General features: G+C 59.8%; 11 protein-coding genes. 7 read left to right on the top strand and 4 right to left on the bottom strand.

The genetic code is table 11. From position 1 onward, the window contains the following. Window positions 1–334 precede the first annotated feature (334 nt). Genes VSP_RS41125 through hpt form a run of 3 tightly spaced genes read right to left on the bottom strand, consistent with a single transcriptional unit; the run spans window position 335 to window position 2,301 of the window. Window positions 335–1,429, bottom strand: coding sequence for a GNAT family N-acetyltransferase (locus VSP_RS41125; RefSeq protein WP_009962721.1), 1,095 nt, complete (start codon window positions 1,427–1,429; stop codon window positions 335–337). Window positions 1,430–1,465: 36 nt separating this feature from the next. After that, complete coding sequence (locus VSP_RS19165; RefSeq protein ID WP_009962720.1) at window positions 1,466–1,711, bottom strand: MoaD/ThiS family protein; 246 nt, start codon at window positions 1,709–1,711, stop codon at window positions 1,466–1,468. A 32-nt stretch (window positions 1,712–1,743) separates the two neighbouring features. Next, entirely contained in the window at window positions 1,744–2,301 is a 558-nt protein-coding gene (gene hpt, locus VSP_RS19160) for a hypoxanthine phosphoribosyltransferase (protein WP_009962719.1), read from the bottom strand. A 40-nt stretch (window positions 2,302–2,341) separates the two neighbouring features. Between hpt and pdxH the strand changes: the two genes are divergently transcribed. Together pdxH and VSP_RS19150 are read left to right on the top strand one after the other, a co-directional pair. Continuing rightward, complete coding sequence (gene pdxH, locus VSP_RS19155) at window positions 2,342–3,001, top strand: pyridoxamine 5'-phosphate oxidase (protein WP_009962718.1); 660 nt, start codon at window positions 2,342–2,344, stop codon at window positions 2,999–3,001. A gap of 136 nt (window positions 3,002–3,137) precedes the next feature. Then, complete coding sequence (locus VSP_RS19150; RefSeq protein WP_009962717.1) at window positions 3,138–3,731, top strand: MarC family protein; 594 nt, start codon at window positions 3,138–3,140, stop codon at window positions 3,729–3,731. A gap of 526 nt (window positions 3,732–4,257) precedes the next feature. Here VSP_RS19150 and VSP_RS19145 read toward each other — a convergent pair. Further along, the gene (locus VSP_RS19145) at window positions 4,258–5,652 is read right to left on the bottom strand and encodes a hypothetical protein (RefSeq protein ID WP_009962716.1); all 1,395 of its coding nucleotides are present in this window, start codon (window positions 5,650–5,652) and stop codon (window positions 4,258–4,260) included. A gap of 147 nt (window positions 5,653–5,799) precedes the next feature. Here VSP_RS19145 and asnB point away from each other — a divergent pair, with 147 nt between their 5' ends. From asnB to VSP_RS19110, 5 genes are all read left to right on the top strand, one after another. Further along, a complete protein-coding gene (gene asnB / locus VSP_RS19140; RefSeq protein ID WP_009962715.1) occupies window positions 5,800–7,752 on the top strand; it encodes an asparagine synthase (glutamine-hydrolyzing) in 1,953 nt (650 codons plus the stop codon). A gap of 67 nt (window positions 7,753–7,819) precedes the next feature. Beyond that, window positions 7,820–9,010, top strand: a complete 1,191-nt coding sequence (locus tag VSP_RS19135) for a glycosyltransferase family 4 protein (RefSeq protein ID WP_081452608.1) — start codon at window positions 7,820–7,822, stop codon at window positions 9,008–9,010. Window positions 9,011–9,559: 549 nt separating this feature from the next. After that, window positions 9,560–11,287: a glycosyltransferase gene (locus VSP_RS19120; RefSeq protein ID WP_009962711.1), complete on the top strand. Its 1,728-nt coding sequence runs from the start codon at window positions 9,560–9,562 to the stop codon at window positions 11,285–11,287. Window positions 11,288–11,382: 95 nt separating this feature from the next. Then, on the top strand, window positions 11,383–12,624 hold the full coding sequence (locus tag VSP_RS19115; protein ID WP_009962710.1) for a hypothetical protein: 1,242 nt from the start codon (window positions 11,383–11,385) through the stop codon (window positions 12,622–12,624). A gap of 51 nt (window positions 12,625–12,675) precedes the next feature. Then, complete coding sequence (locus tag VSP_RS19110; protein WP_172683217.1) at window positions 12,676–13,707, top strand: glycosyltransferase; 1,032 nt, start codon at window positions 12,676–12,678, stop codon at window positions 13,705–13,707. Window positions 13,708–13,970 lie beyond the last annotated feature (263 nt).

Genomic DNA, 13,970 nt, shown 5'->3' with positions numbered 1-13,970 from the left:
CGAGCGAAGTTGGGCTCGCTGAGGGCAGCTAAAAGTTGTATAGAGCTTTAGCTCGGAATGGGATGACGTGAGGTGCGCGACTGGCGCACTAAAGTGCTGGGCTACTTTGCATCGGCTAGGATGCGTTGTGGTTCACCGGTGTCATGGGACGCTTGGCCAGTGAGCGGGGCTGGGAACCCCCGCCTCCTGTACCTACGAACAAGCTTCAAGGTGATATGGTCGCGGAGTAAAGGAGGCGGGGTCTCCGGCCCCGCGGTCTGTGGGGTGCGCGGAGCGGAGAAGGGATCAAGGGACGTTTGGCGTGTGACCTGCCAGCAGGGCAATCCTCACCACCTCACAACCGCTTTACCATCACGTGGTCGTCCATCACAAACCCGCCGCCGATGTCTGTGCAGCGGTCTTCCTCGAACTCGAAGCCGGCGCGTAAATAGGCGCGGATGGCCTTGCGGTTCTGGCGGTTCACGCGGAGCTGGAGCGTGCTCGCCCCGGCTATAGTCGCCTCCGCAATGACATGCGCCAGCGCTGAAGCCCCGACGCCGCGGCTGTGCTGGTTGGGCTTCACGTAGAGCTTGTGCAGCAGGGCGGTGGAATGATTCGCGCCAGATCCTGCCTCCAACTCCCAGCCCAGAAACCCGACCATGCTCCCGTCTTCCTCGCGAATGAGTTGATACCTCACACCGCGGGTGCGGACTTCCTCCTCCAGATGGGGCACGTTGTACATCAGTCCCAGCATGTATTGGATTTGATCGGCGCTGATGAGTTCACGGTAAACTTGGGGCCAGATTTCCCGTGCCAGGGCCTCCACCATAGGCAGATCCTCCTGCTGCGCCGGAACGAAATGCAGGTGGGGGGCGGGTGACCAATGTTCACCCGCCCACTTCAGCGCAGCTTGCCAGGCGGCCACGTCGTCATTAGGGCTGAGTTCCGTGAGATGCCGGACGATGTCTAAGCGGCGGGGCTCAACGATGCCTTCTTCCCGGATCTGCTTTTCGTCTGACGGGTGCTCAGACTCGGGCAGCAGATGCTTGGCGAGATACCAGCAGGCCCAGGCGCGCCAGGTGCGCAGCGTCTTGTGCGGCTCCACCATGCGGGTCGCGAGGTGCTGATAGTGACGGCGGGGATTGCCGATGAACTGGCCCTCTGGACGATGCTGGAGGATCCAGGCTACGGCGTGGTAGGGGCGGAATCCCTCCGACTGTAGGGACACTTCCGGCAGATGGCAGGAGAGCGCCCGGTTCACTAGGAGCAGAGACTTGGCGGGGAATCCCTCCAGCCAGAGGCTCTGGGCATAGTGCAGCGCCGTGTGGTAGAAGGTCGCGCTGCGATCCCGACCCAAAGCGTGAATCTCATCGGCAGAGTAGCGTCGATCAATCTGCGGGAGAAACGGGCAGGAGCTGAGAGCAGGGGAAGTGGGGACGGGGGCTTCCATGGCGGGGCGGAATGGGGATTCGACGGCTGGGGGCCACTAGCCTCCTTGGACCGGGGGCATGATTGCCACCTCCGCGTCCTCATGCAGGGGTGTGTCGCGTTTGGCGTAGGTCTGGTCCACGGCCACGAGGAGGCTTGTGTCCCAGGCCTGGAGCGTGGGCCAGTTCTGAAAAAGGTGCGTCAGCAGATCCGCCACTGTCGCTCCTTCAGTGAGGGTGACTTCGCCCTCCTCGATCCCTGTGAGGTCCTTCAGAACTGAGAAATACAAAACTCGGACCTTCATGCGATGTGGGGGGCGGGGGACGGAATAGGTGGTCAAATGGCGCTCTCACTGAGTACGCCGATGCAGGGCAGATTGCGGTAGTGGCCCTGGTAATCCATGCCGTAGCCCACGACAAATTCGTCCGGGATGTCAAAGCCCACATAATCCACCAGGGGCTCGCGTTCGCGGGGGCGTTGCTTTCTGAGCAGGACGGCAGTGCGCAGGGTGGCGGGTCGGCAGGCGGCGATCAGTTGATCCTGCACGGTGGCCAGGGTCAGCCCGGTATCCAGGATGTCATCGATGAGCAGCACGGTCCTCCCCTCCAGCCCGGCGGGCATGCGCTGGAGGAGTTGCACCGTCCCGGTGGATGAGGTGCCGCCATGGTAACTGCGGACGGAAACGGTATGTACCCGCACAGGGAGCGGCACGGAGCGCAACAGGTCCACCACGAAGAACAGGGCCCCGTCCATGAGGGCGACCACATCCAGCTCCTGACCTTGATAATCGTGCACAATTTCTGCGGCGATCTCAGCAACACGACGTTGGATCGTCTCGGCATCGAAGACGATCTTGTCTAAGCTGGAAAGAACACCTGCAACCGCTTCGCTCATGTTGTATCAGAAAAACCACTGAACTCCCTACTTCCTGCAAATGACTCCCGCTGGCAAACCGAATCTCGCCGACCTCCGACTTAGCTACGAAAAAGGTGCATTGGACGAGGCCACGCTGCCTGGGGACCCGTTCACCCTGTTTCGGTTGTGGCTGGACGACGCCCTGGCGGCCGGGGTGACAGAGGCGAATGCCATGACGCTGGCGACGGTGTCTGCGGACGGCCAGCCCTCCGCCCGTACCGTCCTGCTCAAGGGGCTGGATGAGCGGGGGTTTTCCTTCTTCACAAACTACCGGAGCCGCAAGGGGCAGGAGCTCACCGGCACCCCCAAGGCTTCCCTCGTCTTCTTCTGGAAGGAGCGGGAGCGCCAGGTCTGCGTGAGGGGTGCCGTCAAGTTGCTGGGGCGGGAGGAATCGGAAGTCTATTTCAAGAGCCGCCCCTATGGCAGCCAGATCGGAGCCTGGGTGTCTGAGCAGAGCAGCCCCATCCCAAATCGCGAGTGGCTGGAGGAGCGCGAGCGGACGCTTAAGGCGCAATATCCCGAGGGGCAGGTGCCGCTGCCTCCCTTTTGGGGTGGGTACGTTCTGGATCCTCACGAGGTGGAGTTCTGGCAGGGCCGCCCCAGCCGGTTGCACGACCGGGTGCAGTATGACCGGTTGGCGGAGGGGGCGGGCTGGAAGTGGACGCGGCTCAGCCCTTGAGATCGGTAAAACGGTAATTCAGTGATTCTGTAAACCGGTGGATCAGTGGTCAGGTCTCCGCGTCACTTGGGTGGGGGCTGCGTCGGTTGCGAATCGCTTGCTCTTGACGGCACCGGGTGGGGTCGGATGATGGGGCATGCGCCCTACCGACTGGATCAGTGCCCTCGTGCTCCTGCTTATCGTGCTGGATCCACTGGGGAACGTGCCGGTCTTCAGCTCGCTGTTGCGTCAGGTGGAGCCGGCGCGGAGGAAGCGGGTCATTCTGCGAGAGTGCGGGATCGCGCTGGTCGTACTCTTCCTTTTCCTGGCGTTTGGAGGTGGTTTCCTGAAACTTGTGGGGCTTTCGCAAAGCTCGCTGGGGATCGCCGGCAGCATCATCTTGTTCATGATTGCGCTGCGCATGGTGTTCGAGTCCACGGAGAAAGTGTTTGGCGGGTTGCCCCAGGGTGAGCCGTTCATCGTGCCGATGGCCATACCCATGCTGGCCGGGCCGTCTGCGCTGGCCACGGTGATCTTGTTCACCACCCGGGAGGGCATTTCCACCTTGGGCGCGGTCGGGGCGATCTCCATCGCCATGGGCGTGACCTGTATCGTGCTGCTTCTGGGGGAGCGGATCATTCGTCTCGTCGGCGAGCGCGGACTGGCCGCCATGGAGCGCCTCATGGGGCTGCTGCTGACCGCGATCGCCGTGGAGATGTTTCTTCGGGGTGTGAAGGAGTTTATGAAGTGAGATAGAAGACTGGAAGACGAAAGACAGAAGACATGAGGTGGGAGGTCCAAGCGGGAGCGGTCCGGCTGTCCTCAGTCGGTTGGGTGAGCGCAGGGAGAGATGTTGCGTGCTTTTTGGTGTGTTGCCGCCCCTGACGTCAACTGTAGGGCGAGCGCCCCGCTTGCCACGAGTGGCCGCTGAGGTGGCAACCGAAGCGGCCGCCCTACAGCCCAAGATGTTTGAAGGTGGGGTGTGGGGAGGGTGATCAAGGAGCTGCGCACGCGCAACGCCTGAGGTGGCAGACGGTCATCGGGTTCAAGGGGACGACGCGCGGTATCCCTCCGCTCCCAAGGCCGGTTGGCACAGCCGGACTACGCCGTAGGCGGCAGCTGAAAGTAGTGCTGGGCATTAGCCTGGCGTTGGATGCCGTGGGTAGGGGCCGGGACAAGAATGTCCCTCCCTCCTTTTTACTGACCGCTTCGATGTTTGTGGGCTGCTTGGCGAGAGCTCACGTCTGATGTCTGGCGTCTGGCAGTCTGGGTCTTTGCTAGATCTTGATCCCGATCTTCTTGAACCCGTTCTTAACGTCATTCAGCAGCACTTCAGAGCTGCGGCCGTCGAAGAGGATGTCCAGCTTGTCCAGGCCGAACTGGCGGGAGTTCACCCGCTCAGGGCGCTCGGGGCGCGGAGGAGGAGTGAGCTCGCGGGGGTAGCTGAAGCGTCCGCCGCCCAGTTGTTTCACGCCGGGGAGCTTGAAGAATTCCTCCATGGCCTTGCGATATTCCGCAAGTTTCTTGTCGTACTCGGCCCCTTTGGCGCGTTCTTCTGCCATGGCGTCCAGGTATTTCATGAAGCGGGTGCCTTTGCCATCGCCATCCAGGTGGCAGAAGTAGTACACCAACACATAGGACTGAAAGTAGAGCTGGCGCATGGCGCGGTGCTGGCCCGAAGGGTTCTCAGCGATCTCATCCCACTTGTCGCGGGTCATGCGCATGTGCTCCTCCCAACCACGGAAGTCGGCCAGGGTCATGTTCTCCCGCTCGGCGCGTTCCTTGATGTACTCCTTCAGGCCAGATTCGTGACGCCCAGCCTGGAAGCGGCCAGCGTTGTAGGGGATGGACTCCGTGTACTCGGCGGTGCCTTCAATGATCCACGTGGGCAGGAAGCCCAGATAGTCATGCATGAGCTGGTGCGTGATCTCGTGGACGATCGTGTCGTTGCGGTAGTTGTCGTCCTTGAACCAGGTCTTTCCCCGCAGATCCAGGCCCAGGCTCTGGAAGGGGACGCGGAAGGTGCGGTCACTGCCGAAGTACACCCCACCGGAGTTTTCCGGGGCTCCGCTGGCCACGTAGCTCGCCCGGGTGGCGAAGAACTTGGCCTGGTAGCGACCCAGATCTGCCGGGGGACGGGGCTCGATGCCCCAGGGAAGGGCCTCCACGAGGGCACGTGTGGCCTCGAAGGTGCGGGCAATCTCCTTCATCACGCTGCAGGCGAGCTTGTCCTCGGAGGTGAACTCAAAGGCCTCGGAGCGGTAGATGCAGCGCTTCTCGGCCGGGACCTCGTCCACCACTGTGATCTCGATGGCGCGGGTGGAAACTTCCACGACGTCGGGCCAGGCACGTTTCTCGATAGGAGTGCGAGTGCCGGTGGGGGGCGTTACGCCTGCCCCAGGTGCCGGGCCGCCAGGTGCCGGGGTGCCGTTCTGCTTGATAAAGGCCTGGTCCGCATTGGAGAGGCGGCTCAGGGCAAATTTCACAGACTGGCCGGAGGCGAGCATAAACACGACTTGGTCGCCCTCCACACCGGCCAGCCTGGCCTGCATGACCCGGCCTTGGACATCTGTCCATTGGCGGAGATCTCCTGCCGCAGGAGCCTGCCCAAGGGAGAGGGCAAACGGAGCGCAGGCCAATGCAGCGGTGGCAAAAAAGACGGAGAAGCGCATGGAAGAATTAATAGGCTGTCGAATTATCCCAGACGGGTCCGGGGCGTCAAGACTCTCGTGAGCAGGGGAATCGGACACCGGGACAAATAGGGCTGGCAGTCAGGATCAATTACGGCTTCATTTCTGCTGTCTTGACGGAGAAACATCATGTGCGGATTCATCGGCTGGTTCCAGAACGGAGGAGGTTTGGACGACGGGCGACGGCAGCGGCTGTCCCAGGCGTTGAATCTCATCACCCACCGAGGGCCGGATGACGGCTCAGAAGCGGGTGGTCCGGGGTGGTACATGGGATTCCGGCGGCTCGCGATCCAGGACCTCAGCCCGGCGGGGAGGCAGCCCATGCGGTTTGCCGGGGATCGCTGTACGCTGACTTTCAATGGCGAGATCTATAATTTCCGCGAACTCCGTGAAACCCTGGCGGGCGCGACCTTCCACTCCACCGGGGACACGGAGGTGCTGGGGCGGATGCTTGAGCGTGCCTCAGAGCCGGAGCAGGTGTTGCGCCGGTTGCGGGGCATGTTTGCCTTCGCCTGGTGGAATGAAGAGTCTGGCACCCTGCTCGCAGCACGGGATCCCTTTGGCATCAAGCCGCTCTACTACCGGCTCTTTCCGGATGGTTCATTGATGGTCGGCTCTGAGATCAAGGCGCTGCGCAAGATGATGGGGCCAGACACCGCGATCTCTCGGGCGGGACTGGCGGAGTACTTCCGCTGGGGAGCGGTGCAGGCCCCTCACACCATCTATGACGGCGTGAAGTGCCTGCCCCCCGGGCACCTCCTGCGCTGGAGTGCGGGCGATCTGCAGGTGGAGCGCTATTTTGTGCCCGAATGGCCGGGCAAGTCTGAGCGCGTGGGTGGCAAGGCGGCGCTGGATCTCACGCGGGAGGTGGTGAGCCAGAGCGTAAAGGCGCATCTGGTGAGCGATGTGCCGGTGGGCGTGTTCCTGAGTGGTGGGCTGGACTCGACCCTCATGGTCGCGCTGATGAGGCAGCACGGGCTTACCGACATCCAGGCCTTCTCCATCGGGTACGAGGAAAATGCGGGTGTGCCGGATGAGAGCGATGCCGCAGAGAAGACGGCGGAGTTCTACGGCTGCCGGTTTTTCCGCGAGCGTCTGACCTCAGCCTCATTGTTTGCCAAGCTGGATGACTATCTCTCCAGCCTGGACCAACCCACAGGGGATGCGCTGAACACCTGGCTGGTCTCCCAGGTGGCGGCCAAACATGTGAAGGTGACCCTGAGCGGCCTGGGCGCGGACGAGTGGTTTGGCGGGTACAACTATCACCGTTTGTTGCATCTGGCCCGGCTGCTGCCTGTGGGGCGCACGCCGCTGCGACTGCTCTCCGCCCCGTTGGCGGGAGCCTTGAATGGATTGCTCCCGGCAGGAGCGCAGGGGCACAAGGCATGGAAGGCCCTCTACTATGCCAGTGGCGCCGCCGGACGCAGCCTGCCTGAAATGCATGCTCATGCGCGCGGCATCTTTTCTTCCAAAGAAACCGCCCGCCTGCTGGGCAGTCGCACCCGCGTGGTGGAGCATCTGGCCCTGGGCAATGAGATTCGCGATGTGCTGGTGGCGGATCTGGATCAGCGGGCACCGGATTCCTGGCTGCACCAGTTGCTCCTGTTGGAGACGGAGACCTATCTGCCCAATACCCTGTTGCGGGACAATGATGTGACCAGCATGGCCCACTCCCTGGAGCTACGGGTGCCGCTGGTGGACCCGGAGGTATTCACCCTGGCTGGGCGCATCCTCCCCTCCAGCAAGCTCAACTTGCGCGGTGGGAAGCGGAACCTCAGGGCGGCGTTTCGTGACATCCTGCCGGAGTGGATCGCCCAAGACACGCGCAAGAAGACCTTCACCCTGCCACTCATGAAGTGGATGCGGGATGAGGCGTGGAAGGAGCGCATCAGCGACACGCTGCACAGTCACAAGTGTCGCGAACGAGGGCTGATGAACCCCAAAGTGGTGCGGAAGCATCTGGAGGCGTACTACCGCACGGATGTCTCGGACAAGCGGGCCTGGCGACTGAGCCAGTCCGTGTGGCTCATGTTTGTGCTGGAGTCCTGGGCGGCCCGGCAGACGGAGAGGTTTCAGGAATAAGCGGCGGCGGACTCCCTGCAGCAAGGCAACTCAGAACGGTCGAGGGAAGATTACGAGAGGCGAAAACATGGTGAGAATTCTTCAGGTGTTCAACAGATACGTCCACATGGGTGGCGAGGAGAAGTCAGTGGACCGGATCTACCAGCATCTGGGGGAGGAGCATGTGGTGGCTCGTTGTTTCTTTGAGAGTCGTGACTGGGCCCGCGCTTCTGCCCTCGCCATTCCCGGGCAGTTGATCAGGACCTTCTACAATCACGGCAGCCGCAGGAAGTTCGAGGAGATGATCCAAACCTTCCGCCCGGAGGTTGCCCTGTTTCACAACGTCTTCCCAGTCGGCTCACCTTCTCTGTACCACGCCGCGGCGCGACGCCGCGTGCCAGTGATTCATTATGTGCACAACTTCCGCCCCTTCTCCGTAGGGGGCACGCTCTACTCGAACGGGCAGTTCCTGGAGGAGGCGCTGGGCGGTGACTATCGCCGCGAGGTCCAGACCGGGGCTTGGCAAGGATCGCGCCTGAAGTCTGCCGTGATGGCCCGTGTGCTGCGCCGTTTGCATGCCTCCGGCTGGCTGGAGAATGTGCGTGCCTGGGTCTGCATCTCAGAATTTCTCCGGGACAAGCTGGCCATCGGTACCGGGGTGGGGGCAGACCGGCTGTTCGCCCTGCGGCATTCGTGGGACGCGATGAAGAATCCGCCGCCACCGGATGACCGGGGTTACTACCTCTTCCTGGGCCGGCTGGTGGATGTGAAGGGTGTCGAGGTGCTGCTGGAGGCCTGGCGACATCTGCGGGCCCGGCTTGGCCCCGCTACCCCTGCCTTGCACATCGGTGGCGAGGGCCCTCTTGCGGAACGGGTCAAGGTGGAGGCAGCCAGGCATCGAGACATCAAGTACCTTGGCCTGGTCACTGGCGAAGCCAAGCATGCGGCCATCAGCGGCTGTCGGGCCATGCTCGCCCCCTCCGTCTGGTGGGAGCCGCTGGGCCTTGTGACCTATGAGGCTTATGATTACGGCAAACCCATGCTCGCTGCCCGCTCCGGGGGGCTTTCAGAAACGGTGGTCGCTGGTCTCACCGGGTTTTTACACGAGCCTGGCGATGCTGCGGGCTTGGCCGACGATGTGCTCATCTTGGAGTCCATGAGTCTCTCTGAGCGCTGCCACATGGGGGCCGAGGGCAGGGTGTGGCTGCTTTCCGAATGCAGCCCCGCGCGGTGGAAGGCTTCGTTTGGCGAGGTGCTGGCGGGTATTGTCGCGAGGTAGGTCGGTAGTCAGTGTGCAAGGTGTTGGGGTCGAAGTTGTACAGGGTACATACAGAATTGAGCCCGTGGATGTTGGATAGGGTTATAGGAAATGGGGACGTGGTAGCGGTTTTGCTCAAACTTAAGTTTACGGTAATGAGTTGCCGTCTCAGACGGACTACAGGCTGCGACCCTGCATCAGCGCAGCGGGGAGTTCACTTATCTTGCGTGCTGTTCACGGCATCCTGCCGGAACGTCAGGGCGACCAAATGGAGAGGGGGAGACATCCCGGCAAACTGTGGGACAGCGCGAGAGAGCAGCTCGTGGCTGAGTTCGTCAGAATGCGGGAGGACGTGTCGGGACGTCGAGCACAGCAGGGGCGATGGACGGACCACGCTCTCGCGAACGCAGCCAAGTGTTGCACGGATGCCCCTTTAGGCTTCTTCAACTATAAGCGACTATAAAATTGAAAACTTAGAATGGAAATAAATGCACTACGAATAATTCTGTAAATGGTATACCAGGATCTGTTAGGATCTCTGTTCGCTTTCCCATCTCCCTGCAACTCCACATGGAACCTCCTCTACATCCCGTCATATCACTTCTGCATGCCACGCGAAGCCGTCCTGAACTTGCTCTTCAATGCCGACAGAAATGGCTTGCTGCTGCGAGCAATCCTGACCAGGTGGAGCATTTGTTTGCCTTTGACGCGGATGATGAGGACTCCTGCAAGGCGCTAAGTGGTTATTCACATCATGTCGTTCAGGTGAAGGAGGGAGGGTGTGTCGCCGCGTGGAACTTGGCGGCCGCAAACGCCCGGGGTCAGGTGCTGGTTCAACTCTCCGACGACTGGGTGCCTGTTGAGGGTTGGGATGAGAGCATTCTCGCTAGACTGGGTGATCTAGACATGCCTAAAGTGCTCAAGATCTCAGATGGACATCGTTGGGACGACTTGCTCTGCATGGCCATCTGCACCCGGGCTCGTTATGAGAAGCAGGGTTTCTTCCTGGCTCCCGTTTACTTCGGTCTCTACTCGGATGACGAGTTCAGCTTTCGGGCCTTTCAGGATGGAGTCGTAGTTGACGCACGGGATCTAGTGTTTCGTCATGTTCATCCCGACCACGACAATGCCGCCCCCATGGACGGAACCTACCAGAGACAGAATGTCCTATCGAGGGAGATCCATGGGCGGCAACTGTTCATCAGTCGAAACCCAGGTGCCCTCAGAGGTTGGCTCCACATGCATGGGCAAGTCCGCCACTACGTGTCTCTTGGCGATTCGGCGACTACAGAGGCTACACTGCCCCGCATCTCCGTCATCATGCGAACCCACAACCGACCGCAATTCATGCGGCGGGCTTTGGACTCTATTGCCCAGCAGAGCTACCCCAATGTAGAGCTCGTCATCGTAGCTCACGGAGACGCTCTTGACTACGCGCCAGACCTGTTGCGAAATGCAAAGGTTGCCTCCAGGTTCCATGCTCAGATCATACAAGCGGCACCTGGAAGCAGCCTCGGGGGGATGTTGAATCAGGGAATTGCAGCCGCCACGGGGCACTGGATCATCGCCTTGGACGACGATGACACCTGGCATCACACCTGTTTGGAAAGGCTCGCCACGGTTCTACAGACCAAGGTCTCCCCTGTACCTCGTGCTGCGGCCTGTCAGTACCTTATGGTCCACGAAGCCATCACTGAAAGCGGGGAGGTGGTGGAAAGCTATCGGGCAAAGAGCGGGGAAGAGGTGGAATCACTTCTCATCACCCGGCAGATCGCCAGAAACCAGATCGTCATCCACGGTTTTCTTTTCGAGAAATCACTTTGGTCAGAGCTTGGTGGCTACAGGGAAGATCTGCCGGTGGGAGAGGATTGGGACTTCAATCTGCGAAGCATTCTTTTGACAGACATCTTGCTCCTGCCGGAACCTTTGGCGTACTATCACATCAGACAGAACTCGCTGGATCAGACCCACACAGCGGGGCGCCAACTGCACATTAATATGCAGGCGCACATGACCAACTGTGAAGTAAGACGCATTGCTGACTCACCGGAGGGAAGATCCCAGCTCTTTCTTGCAGGACAGATTTCTCTCGCCATTTCTGAGTTGCGCGATGAAATCGGCAGGCTCAGATCAGATGTGGCGGTGTACCGGAAGCGGGAGACCTCTCTGCAAAAGCGGCTCTCTGCGACCAAGGAGAAGCTTCGGTTGACCAAGAAACAGCTTAAAGAAGAGAAGGAAAGCACGCGTGCGGTCCGAAAACTGTGGGTCTTTAAGCTTCTGCATCGTCTTCGGTTCTGAGGCGGCATCTACTGTCCACAGTTCGTCCCGGCTGGGTTGGCTTGTTCCTCCCTTGATCCCATTCCGGTTCAATCCCAAGTATCCACTTTTTAGCAATGGCCTCTGAAACCACGCGCCCTTACATCATCTATCGCCCGCCTCCAGGGTGGGGTTTCTGGTCAAATTTCTCCTGTGTGCTTCAGGGGCTGGATTATGCGGATCGGGAAAAGCTGGAGCCCGTTGTTGACATGGAGCGCCATCCTACCCGCTACAGTGAAGAGGAGCCGGTGCATGGTGTCACCAACGCCTGGGAGTACTACTTCCATCAGCCTGGCATCCTGTCGCTTGCCGAGGCGCTTGCTCAGAACCCCCTTGACAATGGAGGAGATGTCTCCGGACCTTTCACGAGCAATTTCCATCATGTCATCCCCCCGGCAGACATCCTTGCCAGAGCGCGTGAGCTTGTGAGGAAGTACATCCGGCTCAAGTCTCACATCGTTGAGAGACTGGATGCTGTTATCCCGGTGGATGCTGGCAGAGACATGCTGGGCGTTCATGTTCGCGGCACGGACATGCGGAAACATCGCCCCCCATATCACCCGGCTCCAAACATCCCCGAAACCTACCTGGAACAAGCCATACTGCTAGATCAAGAGTTTTCCTATTCTCGAATTTTCCTGGCATGTGACGAGCAGGAAACGGTGGCTTTGTTTCAAGGCCAGTTTAGAGATCGTCTTCTGACACTCCCAGCGCACCGTACCTCCGTTGACCTTGTGGAGATTCCCCGAGAGTGGAGCTACGCATGGCTCTTTGATGGGGAACGCCACCACCATCGCTATCTGCTGGGTCTTGAGGTGTTGCTGGACGCGCTCTTGCTCTCACGTTGCGGACATTTTGCTTGTGGAGCGTCCAATGTGTCCCAAGCCGCGATGTATTTCGCCTCCGAGAAGCAGATCGTGCATCCGATTACCCCACTGTGGATGTGCCCCTGCGTAGATAGACCATCCATTGGCAGAGCCTATCTTGCAGAGGCCTTGCCACTCTCTCGCAAGCCTTCTGCCAGCGTGCTGGAGGGGCAGATGCATGAGCTGTATGATCTGCTGGAGTATGCCGAAAACAGCAGACACGACGCTCACCAGAACATGGCGGACATGAGCAGGGCCCTCACCAAGGCAGACAAGAGAATTCAGAAATATCAGCAGGAGATTGAAACACTCCGGCAGCAGATCCAGAAACAAACAGCCACCATTGAATTGCTGAAGAACCGCATTTCCAGTTTGATCAATCGGTGGACACGTCTGGGCTGGAATCTCATGCCGTGGAAGAAGCCTTCATGGAGGAGCCATCCTTACAAGTAACCCTTTCCACAGCAATTTGTTGAGTTTATGTTTGATCATATTTCCGTGATCATGCCGACCCGGGATAGTCGGCCTCTAATCGCACATTCGGTCCCGTTGCTTCAGGAATGGCTCCCCAAAGCTGGCGAGGTCATCGTTGTGGACAGCAACTCCACTGACGGCACGAGGGAACTGATTGAGTCGGCGTTTCCCTATCCCAATGTGCAGATTCACAACCGTCCTCCCGGACTCTATGCGGCATGGAACTTTGGCATCCAGACTGCGAGCCGCCCGATCACCTATATCTCTACTGCTGGCGATGCGATCTCAGAGCGCGATCTTGCGACGTTGAACTCTGTTTTCACGAGTCACCCCCACGTGGATGTGGTGGTTTCGTCTCCCAGGTTTCTGGACGGGGACTGTCAGCCAACGCCCGGGAAGGTTTGGCCCATTCACAAGCTGTGGACTGACGAGGTTGATCAGGATGTCATCCAGCTGTCAGGCCCGGATCTTGTGGCTTTCGCACTCAAAGCTGCTCATCCACCCTACTACAACAATTGGCTGTGCAGCTCCGCCAGCAATCTGTATCGGACAGAGTTTCTAAAAAGCCACCCTTTCCCTGAGAATGCCGGGCATGGTGCAGACACTCTATTTGGAATCCAGAATGCGCGGCATATGAAGGCTGCATTCTATCGCCATTGCTGTGGTACTTTTGTCGTGCATGAAAAAAGCAGCAATGCCCATCACTTGAGTGCGGACGAGATTTTCGATCTGTATTTTCTGCGCGGCTACCAGGAGGAGCTCCGCTGGCTTGTCGAACAGACAGCGCCGGACAGTTCTGCCTATGTGAAGGACCTGCTGTTGAACCTTGAGCCTGGCTACGAAATCCACAAGAGATCCCTGCCTACTGTCAGGGTCTCTCTTTTGGAAGATGAAAATGGACGACTCAGGGCCAGAAACCAGGCGCTTCAGGAAAAGGTGGCTCAGCTCAAAGAGCACAACGCGAGTTTGAAGGGGCAGCTTGCCCAGGTGAAGATCGACGGCAAACAGAATGACTTCGCTCTGAAGAAAATTCCAAAGTTTCTACGCCGCTGGCTGGCATAGGTGTGGAATTTAGGTGGGCGGTCTCGGCCCTTGGTTGGTGGCTTGTGGCTGCATTCGTAAGAATGCGGAGGGTGCTGGATTGGCGGCGGTGTTGGGAGAACGGGGGCTCATTGGGTTCGAGGACGCACCGCGTTCTGACGAACGCAGCCGCGACTGAGGGGCGTGGCGGGGTGGCTTGTGGCTGCATTCGTAAGAATGCGGAGGGTGCTGGATTGGCGGCGGTGTTGGGAGAACGGGGGCTCATTGGGTTCGAGGACGCACCG

It is taken from the genome of Verrucomicrobium spinosum DSM 4136 = JCM 18804, from assembly GCF_000172155.1.
GTDB lineage: Bacteria > Verrucomicrobiota > Verrucomicrobiia > Verrucomicrobiales > Verrucomicrobiaceae > Verrucomicrobium > Verrucomicrobium spinosum.
This window is presented reverse-complemented; position numbering and strand designations above follow the sequence as displayed.

What these genes read in the sequence shown, in the direction of transcription:
- VSP_RS19120 (WP_009962711.1), top strand. Translation starts at nt 9,560, where the DNA reads ATGGAACCTCCTCTACATCCCGTCATATCACTTCTGCATGCCACGCGA.
- VSP_RS41125 (WP_009962721.1), bottom strand. Translation starts at nt 1,429, where the DNA reads ATGGAAGCCCCCGTCCCCACTTCCCCTGCTCTCAGCTCCTGCCCGTTT.
- VSP_RS19115 (WP_009962710.1), top strand. Translation starts at nt 11,383, where the DNA reads ATGGCCTCTGAAACCACGCGCCCTTACATCATCTATCGCCCGCCTCCA.
- VSP_RS19135 (WP_081452608.1), top strand. Translation starts at nt 7,820, where the DNA reads ATGGTGAGAATTCTTCAGGTGTTCAACAGATACGTCCACATGGGTGGC.
- hpt (WP_009962719.1), bottom strand. Translation starts at nt 2,301, where the DNA reads ATGAGCGAAGCGGTTGCAGGTGTTCTTTCCAGCTTAGACAAGATCGTC.
- VSP_RS19165 (WP_009962720.1), bottom strand. Translation starts at nt 1,711, where the DNA reads ATGAAGGTCCGAGTTTTGTATTTCTCAGTTCTGAAGGACCTCACAGGG.
- VSP_RS19110 (WP_172683217.1), top strand. Translation starts at nt 12,676, where the DNA reads ATGCCGACCCGGGATAGTCGGCCTCTAATCGCACATTCGGTCCCGTTG.
- pdxH (WP_009962718.1), top strand. Translation starts at nt 2,342, where the DNA reads ATGACTCCCGCTGGCAAACCGAATCTCGCCGACCTCCGACTTAGCTAC.
- VSP_RS19145 (WP_009962716.1), bottom strand. Translation starts at nt 5,652, where the DNA reads ATGCGCTTCTCCGTCTTTTTTGCCACCGCTGCATTGGCCTGCGCTCCG.
- asnB (WP_009962715.1), top strand. Translation starts at nt 5,800, where the DNA reads ATGTGCGGATTCATCGGCTGGTTCCAGAACGGAGGAGGTTTGGACGAC.
- VSP_RS19150 (WP_009962717.1), top strand. Translation starts at nt 3,138, where the DNA reads ATGCGCCCTACCGACTGGATCAGTGCCCTCGTGCTCCTGCTTATCGTG.